Origin of the sequence: Bacillus sp. PAMC28748, assembly GCF_014250415.1 — a bacterium.
GTDB classification, from domain to species: domain Bacteria; phylum Bacillota; class Bacilli; order Bacillales; family Bacillaceae; genus Bacillus; species Bacillus licheniformis.
In genome coordinates this window covers 1,935,075-1,958,568 of the sequence record NZ_CP060192.1, presented here as the reverse complement: position 1 = coordinate 1,958,568, position 23,494 = coordinate 1,935,075, and the positions used below count along the sequence as shown (strand labels likewise).

21 protein-coding genes and 2 riboswitches are annotated in these 23,494 nt (G+C 49.2%); all 21 genes read right to left on the bottom strand.

Annotation, left to right across the window (positions count from 1 at the left end; genetic code table 11):
• Window positions 1-49: 49 nt before the first annotated feature.
• The 21 genes from purD to H7F26_RS09880 all read right to left on the bottom strand — a co-directional run bounded on the left by purD (window position 50) and on the right by H7F26_RS09880 (window position 23,494).
• Window positions 50-1,318, bottom strand: a complete 1,269-nt coding sequence (gene purD, locus H7F26_RS09980) for a phosphoribosylamine--glycine ligase (protein ID WP_003179540.1) — start codon at window positions 1,316-1,318, stop codon at window positions 50-52.
• Window positions 1,319-1,331: 13 nt separating this feature from the next.
• A complete protein-coding gene (purH, locus tag H7F26_RS09975) occupies window positions 1,332-2,870 on the bottom strand; it encodes a bifunctional phosphoribosylaminoimidazolecarboxamide formyltransferase/IMP cyclohydrolase (protein ID WP_003179539.1) in 1,539 nt (512 codons plus the stop codon).
• On the bottom strand, window positions 2,867-3,454 hold the full coding sequence (gene purN, locus H7F26_RS09970) for a phosphoribosylglycinamide formyltransferase (RefSeq protein ID WP_003179538.1): 588 nt from the start codon (window positions 3,452-3,454) through the stop codon (window positions 2,867-2,869). The genes purH and purN overlap by 4 nt, the downstream gene beginning before the upstream one ends.
• Window positions 3,451-4,491, bottom strand: coding sequence for a phosphoribosylformylglycinamidine cyclo-ligase (purM, locus tag H7F26_RS09965; protein WP_011197613.1), 1,041 nt, complete (start codon window positions 4,489-4,491; stop codon window positions 3,451-3,453). The genes purN and purM overlap by 4 nt, the downstream gene beginning before the upstream one ends.
• A gap of 123 nt (window positions 4,492-4,614) precedes the next feature.
• A complete protein-coding gene (gene purF / locus H7F26_RS09960) occupies window positions 4,615-6,045 on the bottom strand; it encodes an amidophosphoribosyltransferase (protein ID WP_003179536.1) in 1,431 nt (476 codons plus the stop codon).
• Window positions 6,021-8,249 (bottom strand): phosphoribosylformylglycinamidine synthase subunit PurL, encoded by a 2,229-nt coding sequence (gene purL, locus H7F26_RS09955; RefSeq protein WP_009329142.1) that lies wholly within the window; start codon window positions 8,247-8,249, stop codon window positions 6,021-6,023. The genes purF and purL overlap by 25 nt, the downstream gene beginning before the upstream one ends.
• Window positions 8,233-8,916, bottom strand: a complete 684-nt coding sequence (gene purQ, locus H7F26_RS09950; protein WP_003179533.1) for a phosphoribosylformylglycinamidine synthase subunit PurQ — start codon at window positions 8,914-8,916, stop codon at window positions 8,233-8,235. The genes purL and purQ overlap by 17 nt, the downstream gene beginning before the upstream one ends.
• Complete coding sequence (purS, locus tag H7F26_RS09945) at window positions 8,913-9,167, bottom strand: phosphoribosylformylglycinamidine synthase subunit PurS (RefSeq protein WP_073411792.1); 255 nt, start codon at window positions 9,165-9,167, stop codon at window positions 8,913-8,915. The genes purQ and purS overlap by 4 nt, the downstream gene beginning before the upstream one ends.
• A 1-nt stretch (window position 9,168) precedes the next feature.
• On the bottom strand, window positions 9,169-9,885 hold the full coding sequence (gene purC / locus H7F26_RS09940) for a phosphoribosylaminoimidazolesuccinocarboxamide synthase (RefSeq protein ID WP_044789762.1): 717 nt from the start codon (window positions 9,883-9,885) through the stop codon (window positions 9,169-9,171).
• Window positions 9,886-9,959: 74 nt separating this feature from the next.
• Entirely contained in the window at window positions 9,960-11,255 is a 1,296-nt protein-coding gene (purB, locus tag H7F26_RS09935; RefSeq protein WP_017474622.1) for an adenylosuccinate lyase, read from the bottom strand.
• Entirely contained in the window at window positions 11,252-12,394 is a 1,143-nt protein-coding gene (gene purK / locus H7F26_RS09930; RefSeq protein ID WP_069500291.1) for a 5-(carboxyamino)imidazole ribonucleotide synthase, read from the bottom strand. The genes purB and purK overlap by 4 nt, the downstream gene beginning before the upstream one ends.
• Window positions 12,387-12,875 (bottom strand): 5-(carboxyamino)imidazole ribonucleotide mutase, encoded by a 489-nt coding sequence (gene purE, locus H7F26_RS09925; protein ID WP_017474620.1) that lies wholly within the window; start codon window positions 12,873-12,875, stop codon window positions 12,387-12,389. The genes purK and purE overlap by 8 nt, the downstream gene beginning before the upstream one ends.
• A gap of 136 nt (window positions 12,876-13,011) precedes the next feature.
• Window positions 13,012-13,114: riboswitch (purine riboswitch) on the bottom strand.
• A gap of 78 nt (window positions 13,115-13,192) precedes the next feature.
• Window positions 13,193-13,390 carry an NETI motif-containing protein gene (locus H7F26_RS09920; RefSeq protein ID WP_003179527.1) on the bottom strand — a complete coding sequence of 66 codons (198 nt, stop codon included), beginning with the start codon at window positions 13,388-13,390 and terminating at the stop codon, window positions 13,193-13,195.
• Entirely contained in the window at window positions 13,390-13,977 is a 588-nt protein-coding gene (locus H7F26_RS09915; RefSeq protein WP_392387324.1) for a DUF2179 domain-containing protein, read from the bottom strand. The genes H7F26_RS09920 and H7F26_RS09915 overlap by 1 nt, the downstream gene beginning before the upstream one ends.
• Before the next feature lie 152 nt (window positions 13,978-14,129).
• A complete protein-coding gene (locus H7F26_RS09910; protein ID WP_016886475.1) occupies window positions 14,130-14,318 on the bottom strand; it encodes a hypothetical protein in 189 nt (62 codons plus the stop codon).
• 121 nt (window positions 14,319-14,439) lie between these two features.
• Window positions 14,440-15,198 carry a hypothetical protein gene (locus H7F26_RS09905; protein ID WP_003179521.1) on the bottom strand — a complete coding sequence of 253 codons (759 nt, stop codon included), beginning with the start codon at window positions 15,196-15,198 and terminating at the stop codon, window positions 14,440-14,442.
• A 216-nt stretch (window positions 15,199-15,414) separates the two neighbouring features.
• Window positions 15,415-16,737, bottom strand: coding sequence for an NCS2 family permease (locus H7F26_RS09900; protein WP_011197610.1), 1,323 nt, complete (start codon window positions 16,735-16,737; stop codon window positions 15,415-15,417).
• 132 nt (window positions 16,738-16,869) lie between these two features.
• Window positions 16,870-16,971: riboswitch (purine riboswitch) on the bottom strand.
• A 389-nt stretch (window positions 16,972-17,360) separates the two neighbouring features.
• Complete coding sequence (gene guaA / locus H7F26_RS09895; protein ID WP_016886474.1) at window positions 17,361-18,902, bottom strand: glutamine-hydrolyzing GMP synthase; 1,542 nt, start codon at window positions 18,900-18,902, stop codon at window positions 17,361-17,363.
• A 188-nt stretch (window positions 18,903-19,090) separates the two neighbouring features.
• Entirely contained in the window at window positions 19,091-21,316 is a 2,226-nt protein-coding gene (locus H7F26_RS09890) for a DUF4129 domain-containing transglutaminase family protein (protein WP_003179513.1), read from the bottom strand.
• Between the two features lie 4 nt (window positions 21,317-21,320).
• On the bottom strand, window positions 21,321-22,532 hold the full coding sequence (locus H7F26_RS09885; protein WP_003179510.1) for a DUF58 domain-containing protein: 1,212 nt from the start codon (window positions 22,530-22,532) through the stop codon (window positions 21,321-21,323).
• Window positions 22,532-23,494, bottom strand: coding sequence for an AAA family ATPase (locus H7F26_RS09880; RefSeq protein ID WP_061565912.1), 963 nt, complete (start codon window positions 23,492-23,494; stop codon window positions 22,532-22,534). The genes H7F26_RS09885 and H7F26_RS09880 overlap by 1 nt, the downstream gene beginning before the upstream one ends.

The following is a 23,494-nucleotide window of genomic DNA, read 5'->3' as shown; positions in this document are numbered from 1 at the left end:
GCTCAAAAAAAGAGACAAAACGGGTGCTCCCGCTCTGTCTCTTCACCTATTATTTCTGTGCTGCCTTGAGCGCACGCGAGCCGATGTCCATCCGGTAAAACAGCCCCGGTTTTCTTACTCGATCCACCGCTTGATAGGCTGCTTCCCTTGCCGCATCAAACGTCTCTGCAAACGCGGTGACATTGGCGACGCGGCCGCCGTTCGTCACAAACTGATCGCCGCTTTTTTTCGTGCCTGCGTGAAAGACGACGGTCTGCTCCATGTCAGGCTCAAGCGTGCCGATCGGCGCGCCTTTTTCATAGCTTTCCGGATAGCCGTCAGATGCAAGAACAACGGTGACTGCCGCCGTATCCTTCCACTTCAGCTCCACTTCTCTGTCTGCGAGGAGATCAACCAAGACCTGGACAAGGTCTGATTCAAGACGCGGCAGGACGACCTGGGTTTCGGGATCCCCGAATCTCGCGTTGAATTCGATCACTTTTGTTCCTTTTTCGGTCAGCATTAACCCGGCATACAAGACTCCCGTAAACGAACGGCCTTCTTTAACCATCGCTTCGGCCGCCGGCTCCAAAATCGTTTTAACGGCGTCTTCGACGACCGCATCCGAAATCTGCGGCACCGGAGAATACGCGCCCATTCCCCCTGTATTCGGGCCCTTGTCTCCGTCAAATGCCCGCTTGTGATCCTGTGCAATCACCATCGGATACACTTTCTCACCTTTGACAAAAGCCATCAGCGAAAATTCTTCACCGCTCAAAAATTCCTCGATGACGACAGATGCGCTTGCTTCGCCGAACTTTTCATCTTCTAAAAAGTCATGCAGACACTGAACCGCTTCTTCGGCTGTCATCGCGACTGTGACGCCTTTTCCGGCGGCAAGCCCGTCGGCTTTAATAACGATTGGAGCGCCTTTTTCCTCAACATACGCCTTTGCGTTTTCAAAAGATGTAAACGTTTCGTATTCTGCTGTCGGAATCTGGTATTTTTTCATAAGATCCTTGGCAAACTGCTTGCTTCCTTCAATCACAGCTGCATTTTTCGACGGTCCAAACACCGGAAGGCCCGCTTCTTCAAATGCATCAACAAGCCCTTCGATTAAAGGGACCTCAGGACCGACGATCGTCAGTCCGATATTGTTTTCCTTTGCGAAAGCGAGAAGCCCTTCGTGATTGCCTTCGTCAAGATCAACGAGTACGGCGGTCCCGGCCATTCCGTCATTGCCGGGCGCCGCATATACAGTGCCGACAAGAGGGCTTTGCGCCGCTTTCCAGGCGAGCGTGTGCTCCCTGCCGCCTCTGCCGATAATCAATACGTTCACGCTGGTCACTCCCTTAATGTTTGAAATGGCGGATTCCGGTGAACACCATCGCGATCCCGTATTCATCCGCTTTTTTAATTGAATCTTCATCACGAACCGAGCCGCCCGGCTGAATGATTGCCGTCACACCGGCTTTAGCCGCTTCTTCGACCGTATCAGGCATCGGAAAGAAGGCATCTGATCCGAGCGCGCTTCCTTTTGCTTTCTCCCCGGCTTGCTCAATTGCGATTTTCGCCGAGCCGACGCGGTTCATTTGCCCGGCGCCGACGCCGATCGTCATATCGTCCTTTGCCAGGACAATCGCATTCGATTTGACGTGCTTCACGACTTTCCAAGCAAGCTTCAGGTCAGCCCATTCCTGTTCGGTCGGCTCCCTTTTCGTCGGAATCGTAATGTCAGCGTCGTCAAAGCCGTGCATATCCAGATCCTGAATCAAGAGCCCGCCTTGAACAGATGTCAGCTGTTTTTCGTTTTTCACAGGCTGATTGACATCGAGGGTCAAGAGGCGAAGGTTTTTCTTGGATGTTAAAATATCAAGCGCTTCTTGGCTGAATGCCGGCGCGATAATGATTTCCAAAAAGATTTTGTGAAGCGTTTCAGCAGTCGCTTTGTCCACTTCGCGGTTCAGGGCGATGATGCCGCCGAAAATCGATGTTTCGTCAGCGGCGTATGCTTTGTTAAACGCCTCTTCGATCGTGTTGCCCGTCCCGACGCCGCAAGGGTTCATATGCTTGACGGCAACCGCAGCCGGCTCGGTGAACTCGCGGACAATTTGAAGTGCCGCATCCGCGTCTTTGATGTTGTTGTAGGAAAGCTCTTTTCCGTGCAGCTGTTCAGCTGAAGCGATCGACCCTTTGACAGGGAGCGCGCTTTGATAAAAGACTGCTTCCTGATGCGGATTTTCGCCGTAGCGGAGCGATTGTTTTTTCTCAAAAGTGACGGTGAACTGTTCAGGCTCTTTTTCACCGGTTACATTTGTTAAATAGTCAGCGATCAACGCGTCATATGCTGCCGTGTGGCGGAACACCTTCGCCGCAAGCTCGCGTTTTTTCTCAAGAGAGACGCTGCCGTTTTCTTTCAAGTCGTTCAGCACAGGGCTGTAATCGCGGGGATCGACGATGACCGCCACGTCCTGGTGGTTTTTCGCTGCAGCGCGAAGCATGCCGGGGCCGCCGATGTCGATATTCTCAATCGCTTCTTCGAATGTGACATCTTCTTTAGAAACCGTTTCTTTAAAAGGATATAAATTGACAACGACAAGGTCGATCGGCTGGATACCCTGCTCATTCAGCTGCGCCATGTGCTTTTCGTTGCCGCGTACGGCAAGAAGCCCGCCGTGAATATTCGGATGAAGGGTTTTCAGACGGCCGTCCATGATTTCGGGAAAGCCCGTCACTTCAGAAATGCCGATGACGTCAACGCCGTTTTCCTGAAGAAGTTTGCTTGTGCCCCCTGTTGAAATCACTTCAACGCCAAGCTCTGTCAATTCTTTTACAAAAGGGACAATGTTCGTTTTATCAGATACGCTGATTAATGCGCGTTTGATCGTCATTCCTTTTCACCTCTGCCATTTAGTTCAAGAAGCTCTTTGATTACTTCGGGATAAAGTTCATGCTCCAATTTGTGTATCTTTTCTTCAAGAGACGCGAGTGTTTCGCTTTTTTCAAGCTCAACGGCGCGCTGGGCGATAATCGGACCGGTGTCCATGCCTTCGTCAACGTAGTGAACCGTGATGCCTGCCACTTTCACGCCTGCTCTGTACGCTTGTCCGACCGCGTCGATGCCGGGAAACGCCGGCAGGAGCGACGGATGGATGTTGATGATTTTATTCCGGTAAGCCGAAAGAAGCGTATCGCCGATCAGCCTCATATACCCCGCCAGCACAATCCATTCCGCTCCGTGAAGGCGGAGCTGTTCAACGATCACTTGTTCAAATGCAGCTTTATTGTCGAACGATTTCGGCTGGAAGGCGAACGACGGGATTCCGGCTTTTTCCGCCCTTTCAAGCACTTTCGCATCGGGCTTGTCACAGACGACGAGGACAATTTCGGCATCCCAGTTCTCTTCTCTCATTCTTCTTTCGATTGCTTCAAAATTCGTTCCACTTCCTGATGCAAATACCGCGAATTTTTTCATGAAAGACCGGCACCGCCAAACACAACGCCGCTTCCGGCTTTCACTCTGCCGATGAGATAGGCTTTTTCACCGTTGTTTTCGAGCGTTTGGATCACGTCTGTCATATCCTCTTCTTTCACCGCAAGAACAAAGCCGATTCCCATATTGAAAACATTAAACATTTCCTCGGATTTCAGGCCGCCTTTCTCCTGAATGAACGGGAAGATAGGAGGAACGGGCCAGGAGCCGATGTCGATTTCAACGCCGAGGCCATCGGGCATCATGCGCGGCAGGTTTTCGATAAAACCGCCGCCGGTCACGTGCGCCATGCCGGCGATTTTGCCTGATTTCACCGCTTCAAGGACAGGCTTGACATAGATTTTCGTCGGCTCTAAAAGCTCTTCGCCAAGAGGCCGTTCAAAAGGTGCATACGTCTCATCAAGGTTCAGACCGGCATCTTCAAGAAGAACTTTCCGAACGAGAGAGAAGCCGTTGCTGTGAAGGCCGCTTGAAGAAAGTCCGATTAAAAGGTGCCCTTCGCTGATATTTTCGCCCGTGACGATGCCATCTTTTTCGGCAGCTCCGACCGAGAACCCGGCGATATCGTATTCATCCTCTGTATAAAGCCCCGGCATTTCCGCCGTTTCTCCGCCGACAAGCGCTGATCCCGACTGTACGCAGCCTTCTGCGACGCCTTTTACGATCTCTTCAATTTTGACGGGATCGGCTTTTCCGACCGCAAGGTAATCGAGGAAGAAAAGCGGCTCCGCTCCTTGAGCGAGCACATCGTTGACACACATCGCGACGGCATCGATGCCGATCGTGTCATGCTTGTCCATCGCAAAAGCGAGCTTCAGTTTTGTGCCGACACCGTCCGTTCCCGAAATGAGAACCGGCTGTTTGTACGGCAGTTCCGACAGGTCAAACATGCCGCCAAACCCGCCAAGTCCGCCCATTGCGCCGATTCGCTTCGTTCTTTCCACATGTTTTTTCATTCGTTTTACGGCTTCATATCCGGCTTCAATATCAACCCCGGCGTTTTTATAGCTTTCAGACAACACAATCACTCCTTATTCCGCGCTTGTCCATTCGTGATATTCAAAATCAAAAGAGCAGCCGCATTGCCTCTGCTGCCCTTTATTCATTTCAGCAGGCCAGGCGCTTCAATCGCGCCGGCCGGTTTATTTTGTCAAAACGATTTCTTTCACGTGAGGAAGAACAGTATCCTGATAAATTTCGGTCGGATATTTTCCTGTAAAACAGGCCATGCACTGGCCGCAGTTTTCACCTTCATACTGTCTTCCGATCCCGGAAAGGAGTCCTTCAATGCTCAAGAATGACAATGTATCGGCGCCGATTTCCTGACGGATTTCTTCCACTGAATGAGAGGACGCGATCAGTTCTTCGTGCGTCGATGTGTCAATTCCGTAAAAGCACGGATGGGCAATAGGCGGGGAACTGATTCTGACGTGCACTTCCGTCGCTCCGGCTTCGCGCAGCATCGTCACAATCCTGCGGCTCGTCGTGCCCCTCACGATTGAATCGTCCACCATGACGACGCGCTTTCCTTCAACGACCCCGCGGACGGCTGACAGCTTCATTCTCACGCCCTGCTCCCTGAGCGACTGTGACGGCTGAATGAACGTTCTGCCGACATAGCGGTTTTTGATCAATCCGAGTTCGTAAGGAATTCCCGTCGCTTCGGCATAGCCGATCGCCGCTGAAATGCTTGAGTCAGGAACGCCTGTCACCACATCTGCTTCAATGCCTGATTCCTCGGCGAGCTTTTTGCCGAGATTCTTTCTCGCGCTGTGGACGTTAATGCCGTTAATATTGCTGTCAGGTCTTGAGAAATAAATGTACTCCATGCTGCAGATCGAACGGTTGATGTTGATGGAGAACCGCTCTGACTTCATGCCTTCATCATTGATGATCAGCATCTCGCCCGGTTCTACATCGCGCAGATATGTCGCGCCGACCACATCAAATGCGCACGTTTCAGAAGCGACGACGTACGCGTCGCCAAGCATTGCGACAGATAGCGGTCTGAGTCCGTTCGGATCAAGCGCCACGATCATTTCCTTTTCCGTCATGATCAGGAAAGCATAAGCGCCTTTCAGCATAGAAAGAGCGTTTTTGATTTGATCTTTCAGCTCGAAGTGGCCGCTTCTTTTAATTAAATGGGCGAGCACTTCCGTATCTGAAGACGTTTGAAAAATGCTGCCCTGGTTTTCAAGCTGCTGTTTTAGCTGAGTGGCGTTCACTAAGTTTCCATTGTGCGCAAGCGCAAGGCTGCCGTTGTTTTGCGAATGGAAAAGGAACGGCTGGACGTTTTCGAAGCCGCCGCCGCCCGCCGTTGCATAGCGGACGTGGCCGATCGCTCCCTTTCCTTTCACCTTTTTGAGCTCACCGTTTTGAAAAACTTCGGTAATCAGCCCCTGGCCTTTGTGGGCGGACATTTTTTCGCCGTCTGTTGCGACGATGCCGGCGCCCTCCTGGCCTCTGTGCTGAAGGCTGTGAAGGCCGTAGTACGTAATTTGCGGTGCTTCTTCATGCCCCCAAATCCCAAATACGCCGCATTCTTCATTTAAGCCTTTGATTTCAGCAAGCATGGGATAGCTCCTTTCCATGCGCTTTCGAGCTCTTCTGTCTGCGCATGAATCCATTGTTGTCCTTCCTGGCTTTGAACAGCCAGCACGCTGTCTGACGTTACTTCACCGATTAGATCGGCGTCTTTGACAAGCTTTTCGAACGCTTCTTGATGGTCTTTTTTCACAGAGACGATAAACCGTGATTGTGTTTCGCTGAATAACAATGCAGGTTCGCCTGCAAGCGTCACATGGGCGCCGAGCCTTTGAGAAGATATAACGCTTTCCGCCAGCGCCACGCCGATGCCGCCTTCTGAGACGTCATGCGCCGATTGAACGAGTCCGGAGCGGATCGCTTTCAGAAGAGCTTTTTGACGCGATTGTTCGACTTCCAGGTCAATCGCAGGCGCTTTGCCGTAAATCTTTCCTTCGGTCAGTTTTTGCAGCTCGCTTCCGGCGAACTCAGGGAATGTTTCGCCGATGACATAAATCAAATCGCCCGCTGCTTTAAAGTGCTGTGTCGTAATATGCTCCGTATCTTCGATCAGTCCGACCATTCCGATGACAGGCGTCGGGTAGATCGCGCTTCCGTTTGATTCGTTGTAGAGAGAGACGTTTCCGCCGATGACCGGTGTGCTGAGCACGTTGCACGCCTCGCTGATCCCGTCTGCCGCTTTTTCGATCTGCCAGAAGATCTCCGGCTTTTCCGGATTTCCAAAGTTGAGGTTATCCGTAACGGCAAGCGGTTCTGCTCCGGAGCAGACGATATTGCGGGCCGCTTCTGCGACGGCGATTTTCCCGCCTGTTTCCGGATCAAGGTACAAGTAGCGGGCATTGCAGTCCGTTGTCATGGCGAGCGCTTTTTTCGTGCCGCGAATCCTGAGGACGGCTGCATCAGAGCCCGGTGCGACAACCGTGTTCGTCCTGACCATGTAGTCATATTGGTCATAAACCCATTCTTTGCTCGCAATGGTCGGCTGCTTTAGCAGCTCGAGAAGCGTTTCTTTCGCATCTTCGACTTTTGGTGCAGGGACGTCTGTTTCAAGGAACTCTTTGTAATAAGCCGGTACTTTTGACGGCTTATGGTAAACAGGCGCTTCCTCTGCAAGAGCATCGACCGGAAGCTCGGCAACCATTTCTCCGTTATGGAAAAGGCGCAGCATCTTGTCATCAGTCACATGGCCGACAGCAACGGCTTCAAGATCGTACTTGTCAAAAATATCGATGATTTCCTGTTCGCGGCCGCGTTCGATAACCAAAAGCATGCGCTCCTGGGATTCCGAAAGCATCATTTCGTACGGCGTCATGCCTGTTTCGCGCTGCGGAATCAAGTCAAGGTTCATCTCGATCCCAGACCCGGCTTTGGATGCCATTTCCGCGCTTGAACTTGTCAGGCCTGCCGCACCCATGTCCTGAATACCGACCAAAGCGTCAGATTTGATGACTTCCAGACACGCTTCAAGAAGCAGCTTCTCCATGAACGGATCGCCGACTTGAACGGCCGAGCGCTTTTCTTCTGATTGGTCAGACATTTCCTCTGAGGCGAACGTTGCGCCGTGGATGCCGTCGCGCCCCGTTTTCGCGCCGACGTACATGACGGTATTGCCGACGCCTTTCGCCTGCCCTTTTTTAATATCTTCATGGTTGATTAAACCGACACACATCGCGTTGACAAGCGGATTGCCTTCATAGCAGCCGTCAAACTGAACTTCCCCGCCAACGGTCGGAATGCCGATGCAGTTTCCGTATCCGGCAATGCCCGCGACTACTTCTTCAAACAAGTACTTCACACGCGGTGAAGTGAGTTCGCCAAACCGGAGAGAGTTCAAAACAGCGATGGGACGCGCGCCCATTGAAAAGACGTCGCGGATGATGCCGCCCACACCCGTTGCAGCTCCCTGATAAGGCTCAATCGCTGACGGATGGTTGTGCGATTCGATTTTGAAGACAACCGCCTGATTGTCGCCGATATCGACGATTCCTGCGCCTTCCCCCGGTCCTTGCAGGACGCGTTCGCCTTTTGTCGGGAACTTTTTCAGGATCGGCTTGGAATTTTTGTAGCTGCAGTGCTCTGACCACATGACTGAAAAAATCCCGATTTCCGTATAGTTTGGAAGCCTTCCGAGAATCGATTCAATCATGGCAAACTCGTCATCGCTGACACCCATTTGCTGATAAAGTTTCTCTTCCTTAATTTGTTCTTGACTTGGTTCAAGCAGTAGCGACATGAGTTTCCCTCCAATTTTTCACGATAGATTGAAACAGTTTAAGACCGTCGGCGCTTCCGAGCAGAGAATCGACTGCGCGTTCTGGGTGAGGCATCATGCCTAATACATTGCCTTTTTCATTGACGACGCCTGCAATATCGGCGACGCTTCCGTTGATATCCGTTCCGTATGTGAAAGCGATTTGATTGTTTTCTTGTAATCCGGCAAGCGTTTCTTCATCACAGTAGAAGTTTCCTTCGCCGTGAGCGACTGGAATCGTGATGGATTCGCCTTTGCCGTAGGAAGATGTAAAAAGCGTTTCATTGTTTTGGACGATCAGTTCAACCGGACGGCAGATAAATTTCAAATCTTTGTTGCGTCTCATTGCGCCCGGCAAAAGACCGAGCTCCTGCAAAATTTGAAATCCATTGCAGACGCCGAGCACAGGCTTCCCTTCTTCAGCCGCTTTTTTGACGGCCGGCATAATGTTTGCGAAGCGGGCGATCGCGCCGCATCTTAAATAATCGCCGTATGAGAATCCTCCCGGAATGAGGACGCCGTCATATTCATCAAGACTTGTTTCTGTATGCCAGACGTATTCAGCTTCTTCGCCAAGCTCATCCTTGATCGCGTGGAACATATCGATATCGCAGTTTGAGCCCGGCAGCACAATCACCGCAAATTTCACTGTGCGACAACCTCCTCGACTTCGTATCTGTAATCTTCAATCACCGTGTTAGCCAAAAGTTTTTCGCACATTTCTTTAACAAGAGCGTCAAGGTCGCGGTCCGATTTTTCGATTGTGAGCTCCATGTATTTGCCGATGCGGACGTCCTGAACTTCTTTGTAGGACATGCTGTGCAAAGCATGCTGAACGGCGCTCCCCTGAGGATCTAAAACACTCTCTTTTAAGCTGACATACACTTTCACTTTGTACATATTACATGCCTCCAAGTCTTTTGAATATTTCTTCGTATGCATCCGTCAATCCGCCCAGGTTTCTTCTGAACACATCTTTATCAAGCTTTTCATTCGTTTCTTTATCCCACAGCCGGCACGTATCCGGGGAAATCTCATCGGCCAGCAGGACCTCGCCGTCTTTATCGAGCCCGAACTCAAGCTTGAAATCTATCAATCTGACATCGCAAGCCGCGAAAATCGTCTCCAGCTCTTCATTTACCTGCCTCGTAATCGATTTGATTTTCTCCACCTGTTCAGGCTCAGCCGCTTTTAAAATCCGGATATGGTCTTCTGTGATCAGCGGGTCGCCGAGCGCGTCATCCTTGTAGTAAAACTCGATAATCGGCTGCCCCAGCTCCGTGCCTTCCGGAATGCCGAGCCTTTTGGACATGCTTCCGGCTACGACATTGCGAACGACGACTTCAAGCGGGATGATCGTCACTTTTTTAATGAGCTGCTCCGTTTCAGAAATTCGTTCAACAAAGTGGTTGTTGATTCCCTTCTCGTGAAGCCTTGTGAAAATCAGGCTGGAAATTTCGTTATTTAAACGGCCTTTTCCGTCAATCTCGGCTTTTTTTTCTCCGTTAAAAGCCGTCGCTGAGTTTTTGTATTCGACAAACAAAGTGTTGTCATCATCCGTCCGGTAAATCTTTTTCGCTTTTCCTTCGTATAAAAGTTCATTTTTCACAATATTCACAGAAGGCCTCCTAACCCGAATGTTGGAAATATTTAAGCACTTAGACCCCCGCCTGTAAAAGCGGGCGGTCTATTCTATGCCAAGCCTAAACGTTCAAAAATGTAGTCGACATTTTTCAAGTGGTAATTGTAATCAAAGCAGTCGTTAATTTGTTCCGGAGACAGTCGGGACGTAATTTTTTCCTCAGCCTCGACAAGCTGGCGGAACGGCACTTGTTTCTCCCATGCTTCCATTGCTTTCGGCTGAACGGTGTCATACGCTTCTTCGCGCGCCATGCCGGTATCAATGAGAGCGAGAAGGACGCGCTGGGAGTAGATCAATCCGAGTGTGCGGTCCATGTTGCGCTTCATGTTTTCAGGGAACACGGTCAAGTTTTTCACAATGTTGCCGAAGCGGTTCAGCATGTAATTCAGCGCGATCGTCGCATCAGGCAGAATGATGCGCTCTGCTGATGAATGCGAAATGTCGCGTTCATGCCAAAGCGGTACATTTTCATAAGCGGTCAGCATGTAGCCGCGGATGACGCGCGCCATTCCCGTCATGTTTTCCGAACCGATCGGGTTGCGTTTATGCGGCATGGCAGATGAACCTTTTTGGCCTTTTGCGAAAAATTCTTCGACCTCGCGTGTTTCGCTTTTTTGGAGGCCGCGGATCTCAACGGCGAATTTCTCGATGCTTGTCGCAACAAGCGCCAGCGCAGCCATGTAATCGGCGTGGCGGTCGCGCTGCAGCGTCTGTGTTGAAATCGGCGCAGGTTTTAAGCCAAGCTTGTCACATACGTACTGCTCGACGAATGGATCGATGTTCGCGTACGTTCCGACGGCGCCTGAGATTTTGCCGACTTCGATGCCTTCTTTCGCTTGCTTGAAGCGTTCCAGGTTGCGCTTCATCTCTTCATACCAAAGGGCGAGTTTCAAACCGAATGTCGTCGGTTCTGCATGTACGCCGTGTGTGCGCCCCATCATCACCGTATATTTATGTTCCTTCGCTTTTTCTTTCAAGATGTCAACAAATCTCTCAATGTCCTTGAGCAAAATATCGTTCGCCTGTTTTAATAGATAGGAAAGAGCGGTATCGACCACATCTGTTGATGTCAGCCCGTAGTGCACCCACTTTTTCTCTTCGCCAAGCGTTTCGGACACGGCGCGGGTAAATGCGACGACATCGTGACGCGTGTCCTGCTCGATTTCGAAGATGCGGTTGATGTCAAATGACGCTTTTTCCCGCAAAACCTTCACATCTTCTTTCGGAATGACGCCGAGTTCAGCCCAAGCTTCACAAGCCAGTATTTCAACTTCAAGCCATGCTTGGAATCTGTTTTCATCCGTCCAAATCGCAGCCATTTCCGGTCTTGAATAACGTTCGATCATTGTTTTCGTCCTCCATCTCTTTCAGTCCACTTTTCTGTCATCTTCCCGATCCATTCATCGTCGGGTGTTCTTAAAAATGTGATGTGCCCCATTTTGCGGCCCGGTTTGACTTCATGCTTTCCGTATATATAAAGCTTCGCTTCTTTTAAAAGTTCGGGGTCTTCTTCAGCCATGTACACTTCGTCTCCGAGAAGGTTCACCATCATTCCTTCCTTCAGAAGGTCCGTTTTGCCGAGCGGCAGCCCGCAGACAGCCCGGATATGCTGTTCAAACTGGCTCGTTTCGCAAAGATCAAGGGTGTAATGGCCGGAATTATGCGGCCGCGGCGCCAGCTCATTGACGAGAAGCACGCCGTCTTCCTTCAGGAAAAGCTCAACGGCCAGCGTTCCGACAAGCTGAAGTTTTTCGGCAAGCCTGAGGGCAAGTGCTGCCGCTTGTTCCTGAATCGCCTCATCGGCTCGCGCCGGGACGATGCTCTGGAATAAAATATTTTGTTTATGAATGTTTTCTGCCGCCGGAAAGACGGTTGTCTCTCCGTGAACCGATCTTGTCACGATCACGGACAATTCCATTTTGAAAGGAACCCAGCTTTCCAAAATACATGTGCCGTGCTGTAAAAGAGCTGCGGCTTCCCCGATTTGTGCATGTCCCTTCAGGACGTACTGCCCTTTTCCGTCATACCCGCCGCGGCAAGTTTTCAGCACCGCCGGAAGACCGAGCTCCGCTACGGACGCTTCCAGTTCCGCCCGGTCGTGAATGATCCGGTACGGCGCGACTTTGCAGCCCGCTGATGCAATCGCTTTTTTCTCGGTCTCCCTGTTTTGCGTAAGGAGCAACAGCTCGCTCCCCTGCGGAAGGTATGCGTGCTCCTTCAGCCAGTTCAGCGCATCATAATCGATGTTCTCGAATTCGTAAGTGATCACGTCGCTCGCTTCGGCAAGCTTCCGTATCGCTTCCCTGTCATTATAGGCAGCCGTAATCTCAAGGTCGGCGACCTGGCCGCACGGTGATGAAGGAACAGGGTCAACCACCGCGATTTTATAGCCCATTTGTTTAGCCGCGACCGCCATCATTTTGCCAAGCTGTCCGCCTCCGATAATGCCGATTGTCGCGCCCGGAAAAATCGTTTGTTTATACAAGCTGATCACTGCTTTCCAATACGGTTTGTCTGATGCTTTCCCTTCGTTCGTCCAATCTTCCGGCAAACTTTTCGTCAAAAGCTGACAAAATCTGCGCCGCAAGCAGTCCGGCGTTGACCGCTCCCGCTTTGCCGATGGCAACGGTCGCAACGGGTACTCCGCCCGGCATTTGAACGATTGAAAGCAGCGAATCGAGGCCGTTCAGCGCTTTTGACTGAACCGGCACACCGATGACGGGCAGCGTCGTTTTGGCTGCGACCATTCCCGGCAGGTGGGCGGCTCCGCCCGCTCCGGCAATGATGACTTTCAAGCCTCTTTCCCGCGCCGTTTCGGCATATTCAAACATTAAATCAGGCGTCCGATGTGCGGAAACGACCTTTTTTTCGAACGGAATTCCCAGTTCATCGAGTATGCCGCAGGCATGTTTCATCGTTTCCCAGTCAGATGTGCTTCCCATGATAACACCAAGAAGAGGCTGCATATCTTTTTGTCCCACCTTTAGCTGTTATTCTTCGCAAATAAAAAGCCCGGCATGTATTGCATTTGTAGGAAGCAACACAAACCGGGCATGGCGCGTGTATCGTCAGTTAGTCCGCTTCTCGCGATCTCCATGTCAGTTTATTGTCCACTTTCCTGCATAGTCCGATGATTTACGGTCATCGGGTAGAGACTTATGGGCCATATTCCCAAGATTATATGAGGATGTGTTTTCATGTCATGTTTATCTTAACAACGGACTGTGATAATGTCAACGACATTATCGAACGATAGTATATTTTGTTGGTCTAATGTTCGGGTTTAGAGCAATTTCCCTTCGAATATAATTTTTCTTCCGCACGGAACAACCTGAATCGTTCCATTTTCCTTTGTTTCTTTGAAGACCGGCTCCTCCATTCGGCGCACCGGTGTATAGCCTTCTTCCTGCATCTTCGTCAACACGGTTTCGATCGTTTCGCCTTCCGTTACTTCAAAGCGCTTTTTTTTCGGCTTTGTCATTATTCTTTAATTCTCCTTTTCTTTACGGCTTTAACCCAGAATCCGCCGTGTATCGTCTTCGGTTCGTAGGAAATGATAAATGCTTTTGAATCGATTGATTTAATCGTTTCGTACAGTTGCAGTTCGTATTTTCTCGGCGTCAAAACCTGCATCGCCGTTCTGTCTCCCTCAAGTCCGCCGACGACCCAATGGGTGACCCCGTAGCCTTTTTCCCTGAGCTGTTTCGGCAGATCCAAATCGAGCTCTTTCGTAATGGCGTTAACGGTAATATAGCCCAAAGCGAGCTTTTCTTCAATTTTCGTGCCGACGATGATGCCGATTCCAAATCCAACCGCATAAGCGATCACGTTTTGGATTTGATTTAAATTATCTAAAACAAGACCCAGCCCGACGACGTAAACAAGCATTTCGATTGTCCCGATAAAAGCGGCGAGATACCGCTGGCCTTTTAGAGTCAGTATCATGCGAAGGGTTAAAAACGTTACATATATAATATTGATAACCAGAATAATTCCAACCATGATCACACCGTTCAATAGTGCTGAGTGAAGCAATTGAAATCCCTCCTTTAGATGCAAAGCAATCATATTCTACTAGAGAAATTCTCCATACACAATCCTGTAATGGCCCTGCTTCACCACAAAATTTTTCGACATTGCTCACTTCCATCAGTTTACCCTTTTTCTGCCGGTTTCAAAGCATTTAAACGCCATTAAAAAAGACGTTCAAATGAACGTCCTTAGAGCTGGTGTTTATGATCCCGCTGACGAACTTCATCTAATTTGTGCAGCTTCCGGTGTTCCTTTTCCAAATCGCTCAGCGTGTATGACGAGAGGTCTTTCAAATTGTCCAGCCGTCCTGATTTTGCGAGCTGCCTGATTAAATACTCCTTTTTTTGCTTTACAGCTTTTCGAAGAAAGTTAGCCATCGATCACTCCCCCATCCGTTCGTATGATTGGTTACAATATAATACATATTATTCTTATGAGTCAACTCAGAATTAATGTTAAGAAAAAACCGGTTCTTCTTAAAGAACCGGCTGTATCTCCTTATACAGGGATAAGCGAGGACAGCAAGTATCCGCCCACCAGCTTCCAAGTTGCCCCAACGAATACCAATTCAAGCAAAAAGACGGTAAACACGCAGTACATCAGGTCAAACCGCGGTTTTTCGCTTTTTTCATAAATCGATTGAATCAATGTAAAAGTGCCGAAGGTCAATCCCATAAAGATGACGATCGAGAGAATCACCGTCGCGGCCGTGAAGTTGATAATCGCGAAAATCATCCACAGAGCGGCGGGGACGATAAACGGAACCAGTAAAGAGCCGTACTTTGCCGTGATATCGAAAAATGAAGCTTTATACCTGAGCATAAAATTCGATACAGCCCAGCTCGCTGCCGCCATCCAAAACATGAAAGCCATGCAGTAGATAAACACAACCAAAAACACTTCCATAAACGGCACCGACACGCCGAACCCGAGAATTCTCCCCCGGCCCGCAAGCAGCTGATAAAAGTTGCCGAGCGAAAAGAAAACAGCTAAAAGCGTCATTGAAATAACGGAATACTTAAAATAAGACCGGTCATAATCAAGTGCAGTGCGCACCGGGGACTTTAAAATATCGAGCACAAAGCTGAAATAACGGAACAAAGCGGCAATCACACTCTCCATCACCGATTTGACTTTTGCTGCAGACGGATTCGTCTCCTTGCTCTTCTTCGCTTTTTTCCGGGAATTCCTCGACATCCTCGAAGCAGGTTCTTGTTCTATATCATCTTCGTTTCGTTTGTGATGTTCTTCAATCATATAAGCAACTCCTCTTCTATTCAAAAGCTTTACATAAATGAAAAGCACTTTTATAAATTACATAAGCTGTGTGAAACAGTCAAGACAAACCTCTTTTTATCATAGATGCAGCAGCCCTTATATATGACGAAAAACGAAGGCGGAAGGTTCCGATTTTGATGAATTGGAAATAAAAAAAGGCGCTCGTTCAAATGAACAAGCGCTTTTTCCTACAGCCTATTTCAAGAAAATGAAATAAAGAATAAATACGACAGCCAGTCCGTACATAATCGGATGGATCTCTTTTGCTTTGCCTTTAAAAATCATCGTGATCGGGTAGAAAATAAATCCGATCGCGATTCCGGTGGCGATGCTATATGTCAGCGGCATCGCGATCATCGTGAAGAATGCGGGCACCGCAATCTCAAATTTGGTCCAGTCGATTTTGTTGAGATTCGCCACCATCAGCACGCCGACGATGATTAAAGCAGGCGCCGTCACTTGTGAAGTGATAACGCTGAGTACGGGCGAGAAGAACAGCGACAGCAAGAACAAAACGCCGGTTACAATCGCCGCAAAACCGCTTCTCGCTCCGGCCGCTACCCCGGCGCTTGACTCAACATAAGCGGTCGTTGTCGATGTACCAAGGATCGCTCCGGCCACAGTTGCGGAAGAATCGGCAAGCAAAGCTCTTCCCGCGCGCGGCAGTTTGTTATCCTTCATCAAACCGGCTTGTGATGCAACACCCACCAAAGTACCGGCCGTATCAAAAAAGTCGACGAATAAAAACGTTAAAATGACGACAAGCATTTGCACCGTAAAGATATCATGAAGGTGGATAAAGGCTTGTCCAAATGTTGGCGCAAGACTAGGAACGGCACCGACGATTTTGTCAGGAACGTCAATCTGTCCGAAAATCATGCCGACAATCGCCGTGATCAGCATCCCGAAGAAAATGCCGCCGTTGACGCGCAATACCATTAAAATGACAGTGATGATCAGTCCGAAAACAGTCAAAAGAACGGGACCTGAATGAATATTCCCAAACGACACAATCGTATCCGGGTTGGATACGACGATTTTGGAGCCCTGCAAACCGACGAAAGCGATAAACAGGCCAATCCCCGCACCGACAGCCATTTTCAGCTCATAAGGAATCGAATTGATAATTTTTTCCCTTAAACCGGATAGCGAAAGAACGATAAAAATAAGTCCGGAAACCATAACGCCTGAAAGAGCCGTCTGCCAAGGAATCTGCATATTCAGGATGACTGAGAATGCAAAGAATGCGTTAAGCCCCATTCCGGGCGCCAGAGCGATCGGATACTTCGCGAGCAGCCCCATGATAAAACAACCGACGGCTGCTGCAACCGCAGTTGCCGTAAAGACCGCGCTTTGATCCATTCTCAATGCATCCGGGAAATTTTCCACCGACGCCAGAGAAAGGGTAAGCGGGTTGACGATCAAAATATATGCCATGGACAAAAATGTGGTGAGTCCGCCGATCATTTCTCTCCGATAATTTGTGCCCAATTCTTCAAACTGAAAGTAACGCTTCAAAATGGTATACTCCTCTCGTTTGTCTGTCGCTTTTATTGTTTCATAAACCTTTGCTTTTAAACAAAAAACGCCCCAACTGGCGGGACGCTTGACTACGGCATATTTCATACTGAAAAAATGATTTTTCACGGATAAAATATTGTATACAAGCGTAGTCAAGCTATTTACGGTAGCTTGGTAGAAACTTATGGGCCATATCCCCATGATTATACGACAAGTCTTTTTTAAATTACTATACTATTGTAGCAATATCTAACGTTGAACACAATACAAAAAAACGAACATTCATGATTTTAATGTTCGCTTCGTTCGTTGTTTTTCCAAATTCTGATCGTGGTCTGAAGGGGCTCAATCCACGGTTTTCTTTCAATTCAAATAAAACACGCTCTTTTTTTAGCGTGATATTCTGTTTCCGCGTCATATCCTCCGACAAGACCGCGCTTCGAACACCGTTTGAACTGTATCGTAGACTTTAATGCCTTGTTCGGTTGTCACTCTGTGATCGGAAGATTCATGGCACAGCGGCTGCGGCGATGAAAACGGAAGATATAAGCGTTATATCATCCAATCTACTGCTCCACCAATAAAAAATGCCCCAGCTTCATGCGGCTGAGGCATTTTTCTTATTCCCACTCGATTGTTGCAGGCGGCTTGCTCGTAATATCGTAAACCACGCGGTTAATGTGCTTCACTTCATTGACGATCCGTGTCGAGATTTTCTCAAGGACATCCCAAGGAATTTTCGCCCAGTCTGATGTCATGCCGTCAATCGATGTCACGGCGCGAATGCCGATCGTATAGTCATAAGTTCTTGCGTCTCCCATGACGCCGACGCTGCGGATATCAGGAAGAACGGTGAAGTATTGCCAAATATCTTTTTCAAGATCAGCTTTGGCGATTTCTTCGCGGAGGATCGCGTCTGATTCGCGGACGATTTCAAGCTTTTCCTCCGTCACTTCTCCAAGAACGCGGATGCCAAGGCCCGGACCTGGGAACGGCTGGCGCCAAACAATTTCGTCAGGGATGCCAAGCTCGGTTCCGAGCGCGCGCACTTCGTCTTTGAAGAGCGTATTCAGCGGTTCGATCAGTTCAAACTGCATGTCTTCAGGAAGGCCGCCGACATTGTGATGCGACTTGATCGTCTGAGCCGTCGCTGTTCCGCTCTCGATAATGTCAGTGTATAGCGTTCCCTGTGCAAGGAAGTCAATTCCTTTCAGTTTTTCCGCTTCATCGTCAAACACGTAGATAAACTCATTACCGATGATTTTGCGTTTTTGTTCAGGGTCTGAGACGCCTTTAAGCTTGTTCAGGAAGCGATCTTTCGCATCCACTTTGATCACGTTCATGTTGAAGCCTTCACTGAACGTTTTCATCACGCCTTCCGCTTCACCTTTTCGAAGGAGCCCGTGGTCTACGAAAATACAAGTCAGCTGGTCGCCGATCGCTTTATGGATCAAGACCGCAACGACAGAGGAGTCAACCCCGCCGCTCAACGCGCACAGTACTTGCTTGTCGCCGACTGTTTCGCGGATTTTCTGCATTTCAATCTCAATAAAGTTTTCCATTGACCATTCGCCGACGCATTCACAAACACCGAAAACGAAGTTCTTCAAAAGGTCGTTTCCGTATTCTGAATGGCGGACTTCCGGATGAAATTGAACGCCGTACCATTTCTTATCCTTCTTGCTCATTGCTGAGTTCGGGCAATGATGGCTTGTCGCATCAACGGTAAAGCCTTCTGGAACTTCAACAACTAGATCACCATGACTCATCCAGACGACTTGTTCGTTTGGAAGATCTTTAAACAGATCCGGTTCACCCTCGATATGAATGTTTGCTTTTCCGTATTCGCGCTGGCTTGCCGCTTCTACTTTTCCGCCAAGGTAATGCGTCATCAGCTGCATGCCGTAGCAAATTCCAAGAACAGGGATGTCCAGTTCGAAAATCTTTTCGTCGCAGCGGAAAGATCCTTCGTCGTAAACGCTGTTCGGACCGCCGGACAAAATAATTCCTTTCGGATTCATTTTTTTGATTTCCTCTGCCGTCAACGTATGAGGATGCAATTCACTATATACACCAAACTCACGAATGCGGCGGGTAATCAGCTGGTTGTACTGACTTCCAAAATCCAACACAAGAATCATTTCATTTACTAACTTCGTCATGGTGTCACCTCTTTATCAAATTGTCTTTTTGCACAGAAAAAATGGCGGCAGACACACGGCCGTCCTGCCCCCATTCACGGGACAAGGCCCGGCTTGTCCGATAGATAAGCCGCCGAGCCTGCCAGCAAGAATATATAAGGGTTTTTAATATTCACTTATTCTAACAATACGACTGAAAGCGGTCAAGACTATCTCTTTTTAATTAAATTTTCCCATAACTCAGCCGAATCATTCCAAAGCTTTGCGGCGTCTTCCTTTCGATACAAAGCCCGTTCATATTGAAGAGTCAAAGCCGTCATGTCCCCGCTTTGAAAGCGTTCATCAACCGTCTTCGCAAACTCGCGCAGCGTCTGGCCTTCTTCTTTTTGCATGCCTTGGCGCTTCAGCTGGCGGAGCAGTTCGTCGTAGGCTTTAAAGAAAACCGCTTCATCACGCCGTTTTTTCAGCCTGTTGATGATGATGTGCGGCATCCATTTCACCCTTGTATAGTAAAGCACCGCTGCAAACGCCAGCAACAGACCGAGTACGGCCGCACCAGTCAAAAGAGTACGGTCTGCATCATCGCTTCCGGCATGGGAATCGGCTTTGGCATCACGCTTTGCCTGGGATTCGGGCTTCTCTTTGTTGTCTTGTTCTTTTGCATCCTGCGGACGCTGGCCTTCATCATTTTTCTTATCATCTTCTTTTTTATCAGAAGCCGCGCCGGCTTGCTGACCGCTGGACTCTTCAACGAGCTGCTCGGGATTTAAAAAGCCTTTCGTCGGTTCAAACGTAACCCAGCCTTGCCCTTCAAAATACACTTCAACCCAGGAGTGGGCATTGTTGTTTGTCACCTCGTACATCGTGCGTTTCCGGTCTGCCGTCGTTCCTGCATATTCACCGGATGTGTAGCCTTTCACCCAGCGGGCCGGTATTCCGGCCGACCGCAGCAGTACGATCATAGCCGTGGAAAAATTGTCGCAGTAGCCGATTTTCGTCTCAAATAAAAACTGATCGACGTAATCCTGGTCTCCTTTAGGAACAGCGACATCTTCCGTCTCATAAGAAAATTCGGAAGAACCGAGATACTTCTCAATCGCTTTCGCTTTGTCATATATATTATCTTCGTCTTTCGTTAAATCGTGCGCCAATGTTTTCACGCGGTCGGGAAGGGAAGTGGGAAGCTGCAGGTACTTCTCATGGCTCCTGGCCCATTTCCCCTCCGACTCCAAGCTGACTTTCCTCAGCTGATCGACATCAAAGACGGGTGATTTATAGGTGACCGAATAGCTTTCCAGATTCTGAATGTCCGCGCCTGTCTTGCCGGCCGGTTTTATTTTCTCCGTATTTAAGTTCATGCGGAGCGGCACAAAGAAATTATTGAGCTTGATTTCGGTCGTCCCGATCGGATACAGGACATGATCGTACCGGTAAGCGGGATCGATATCGACGATCGCTTTGCGCGTTTCGGTCTTCACGCTTTCGTCGTACCACTGGTAATCCAGTTTATCCTCTTCAAGCTGAATGGATGCGCCTGATTTTTCGTCTTCAATCCAGCCTTTTCCTGTATAGCGGCTTTTTGTTTCCACCCTGAAATAGCTTCGTTCATTTCCCTGCCATGTAAATACCCATGTATCGTCTTTTGAAAATGGACCGCCCAATGCCTCATCATTCGTTCCATAGCCGACTTTGCTTCTGCCTGAGGAAGCAAAATCGCCGGTCGCAGCCGTCTGCAGAAACGGCACCGGATCAGGCCAGACGGGATCGGCTTTTGGCGAGACCGCGCCGATGCACACGGCGGCGGCAGTCATCAATAAGAGCGGTGCAAACCATTTGGCAAACCGCGATTTCGAGGATTTGAGCGCTTCTGATTCCCTGATCCGTTCCAAATACAGCAGGCCGAGAAGCAAAAAGCCGATCAGCACGATCCTGACGATCGCATATGACGCGTCAAACGGCGTAAATGTATCGATCACCGCGACATAAACAACGGTCATAATAAAAAAGAATAAAATTCTGCGCTGATAGATCACCCAGTAGTGCAGCAAGTATACGAGCAGCCAAAGAAGGACGTAAAAGAGCAGCGTCCGAAACAACGGCGACATATCCCGCCACATGCCGGAGAAAATATAGGAGAAATTTCGCTTTAAATCCTGGAAAAACAGGGCAATCCATGAAGGTGAAAACACCGATCCTTCGTAAAAAATCGTGTGCAGTGCAAACAGAACGAAGCCAAGGCTGACCGGAAATCTGATAAACCAAGGGACCTTAAAAAATGTAAGCAAAAATACAAGAGCGATAAATAAAATAAAAAAGACGGTGTGCCCCGTATCGGTAAAATACTGCAAAGGACGGAGCCACTCCCACAGCAGCAAAAAAGTCAGCACATAAAAAAGCAATAAACCGAACCTGTTTCTTTTTCCCCCGGACAACATTTTCTCACCTCGCTTCAGCCAAACCCCGGGAAAAATGTTCCCCGTAAATGACGTTTACTTCGATTCCCCGCGCTTTTAAATGCTGGACAGCCGCGCTTTCCTCGCTTGATAGATCTCCGCCTTTTTTCTTCACCAAACAAATGACGGGCCGCCCGCCGGAGAGCGGTTTCTTCAAAGCCTGCACCAGTTCGATCGTGATGCGGCTTGTCACAATATATTTGACGGCTTTTCTCATATCGGAATGTCCCAATTCCCCCTCTATCAGACTGTGAAACGGCTGGACTGCATTGCAGTCGGCAATCGCCAAGTAGTAGAACAGCTTTCTCAGCTGCTCTTCCCCCTGCCGAACCGGGAAGACATTCCGCTCCTTACCAATGGAAACAAGCCCTGCATTCGTCCCGCTCCGCATTGCCGAACGAATGATGGAAGCGGTAAACGTGACGATCTCTTCAAAAGCCTCAGACGGGGACTGATCCATAAAGACGAGCAGGTCATCCCCTTTCGTCTGCTCAAATTCCTTCGTCATCAGCTGGCTGCGGCGGGCTGACGTCTTCCAGTCGACCCATGCAAAACGGTCGCCCGGCTGATATTCTCTGATACCTGACGCCAGTGTACTGTCCTTGCGGCGAAGCTCTGAAACGCGGCCTGCATGCTCGTCATAAGAGCCTCCGCTGGCGCGGTAAGCGATCTCCTGATAGGAAGGCAAAACGAGAAAGGAAGCTTCCAATTGAATCTCGCATTCCCTTTCCAGCAGGCCGAGCGGATCACCTGTACGGACTCTGATTTTTGCTAAACGGTGGTCTCCTCTCGGAACCGAATCGATCGTGTACGCCATTTTAATTTCTTTTTTAAACCAAGGAAAGAGAAGCTGTTTGGCCTCTGCCGAACCCCTGTTTTTCCCCAGCGAATCAGGCAGGCAGTCTTCCACGATCATAAACATGATCGGAAAAGGCCATTTTCTCTTCAGCACGACGAAAGCCTCCAATTGATCACCGGCTTTATACTGCCCTTGGCTCAGCCTCCGCTCCGCTGTCAAGTTCTTCAGCGGATAAAAAGCAAACAGGAAAGCATAAAGCGCAAAGGGGAGAAATGAGTAGAACAGAAACCAGCTGACAAATCCCCCTTGAAACATCGCATAGCAAAACGTTGAAGCAAACAGAAGAAACAGAATAAACAGCTTCCATCCGTACATCACAAGACCGATGCGCTCTCTCATCAGCTGCTCATCGGCCTTCCGACGGGAACTTCGGTTTTTGACATGATGTCCTGAAGGACAGCTTCAGGCCGCTTTCCTTCAAATTTCGCCTCTGACCGCAGGATCATTCTGTGCGCAAGGGTAAAAGGCGCCAAATACTGAATATCATCAGGAATGACATAATCGCGGTTATATAAAAATGCAAACGCCTGAGCCGCCTTCATCAAGGCGATTGAGCCGCGCGGACTCACCCCGAGATAAACGGCGGAATGACTCCTCGTTTTTTGGGTGATCCCAACAATGTATTCTTTAATCGCAGCGTCTACATACACCTTTTCAGCTTCTTTTTGAAATGCGGCAAGCTCTTCCTTCTCTATGACAGGCTCAATTTCCTCAATGGGGCTGCGGTTTTCCTGAAGATTGAGCACTTGAAGCTCTTCGCGGACTGTCGGATATCCCATTCTCAGCTTGAATAAAAAGCGGTCAAGCTGAGCTTCCGGCAGCGGGTATGTCCCCTCATACTCGACAGGGTTTTGCGTGGCCATCACAAAAAAAGGCTTTGAGAGCGGCATTGTCACACCGTCTACTGTCACACTTCCTTCTTCCATCGCTTCCAGAAGCGCCGACTGGGTTTTCGGCGATGTTCTGTTGATTTCATCGGCGAGGATGATGTCCCCCATAATCGGACCTGAACGGTATTCAAATTCCAGCGTTTTTGGATTATATATGGAAACCCCTGTTACATCTGAAGGCAGTAAATCAGGCGTAAACTGGATTCTTTTAAATTCAGCGCCTGTTGATTTTGCCAGGGTGCGAACCATCATCGTCTTTCCGACGCCGGGTACGTCTTCCAGCAGAACGTGTCCGTTTGCAAGAATGGCAGTCAGGCTTAAAACGGCAATATGTTTCTTTCCTACCATTACTTTGTCAATATTATCAGCTACTTTTCCCAAAACGGGATGCAGCATTTCTTCGTATGACAT

What these genes read in the sequence shown, in the direction of transcription:
- purH (WP_003179539.1), bottom strand. Translation starts at nt 2,870, where the DNA reads ATGACGATCAAACGCGCATTAATCAGCGTATCTGATAAAACGAACATT.
- purN (WP_003179538.1), bottom strand. Translation starts at nt 3,454, where the DNA reads ATGAAAAAATTCGCGGTATTTGCATCAGGAAGTGGAACGAATTTTGAA.
- purF (WP_003179536.1), bottom strand. Translation starts at nt 6,045, where the DNA reads ATGCTTGCTGAAATCAAAGGCTTAAATGAAGAATGCGGCGTATTTGGG.
- purL (WP_009329142.1), bottom strand. Translation starts at nt 8,249, where the DNA reads ATGTCGCTACTGCTTGAACCAAGTCAAGAACAAATTAAGGAAGAGAAA.
- purS (WP_073411792.1), bottom strand. Translation starts at nt 9,167, where the DNA reads ATGTACAAAGTGAAAGTGTATGTCAGCTTAAAAGAGAGTGTTTTAGAT.
- purB (WP_017474622.1), bottom strand. Translation starts at nt 11,255, where the DNA reads ATGATCGAACGTTATTCAAGACCGGAAATGGCTGCGATTTGGACGGAT.
- purE (WP_017474620.1), bottom strand. Translation starts at nt 12,875, where the DNA reads ATGCAGCCTCTTCTTGGTGTTATCATGGGAAGCACATCTGACTGGGAA.
- H7F26_RS09920 (WP_003179527.1), bottom strand. Translation starts at nt 13,390, where the DNA reads ATGACAAAGCCGAAAAAAAAGCGCTTTGAAGTAACGGAAGGCGAAACG.
- H7F26_RS09915 (WP_392387324.1), bottom strand. Translation starts at nt 13,977, where the DNA reads ATGATTGCTTTGCATCTAAAGGAGGGATTTCAATTGCTTCACTCAGCA.
- H7F26_RS09910 (WP_016886475.1), bottom strand. Translation starts at nt 14,318, where the DNA reads ATGGCTAACTTTCTTCGAAAAGCTGTAAAGCAAAAAAAGGAGTATTTA.
- H7F26_RS09905 (WP_003179521.1), bottom strand. Translation starts at nt 15,198, where the DNA reads ATGATTGAAGAACATCACAAACGAAACGAAGATGATATAGAACAAGAA.
- guaA (WP_016886474.1), bottom strand. Translation starts at nt 18,902, where the DNA reads ATGACGAAGTTAGTAAATGAAATGATTCTTGTGTTGGATTTTGGAAGT.
- H7F26_RS09890 (WP_003179513.1), bottom strand. Translation starts at nt 21,316, where the DNA reads ATGTTGTCCGGGGGAAAAAGAAACAGGTTCGGTTTATTGCTTTTTTAT.
- H7F26_RS09885 (WP_003179510.1), bottom strand. Translation starts at nt 22,532, where the DNA reads ATGAGAGAGCGCATCGGTCTTGTGATGTACGGATGGAAGCTGTTTATT.
- H7F26_RS09880 (WP_061565912.1), bottom strand. Translation starts at nt 23,494, where the DNA reads ATGTCATACGAAGAAATGCTGCATCCCGTTTTGGGAAAAGTAGCTGAT.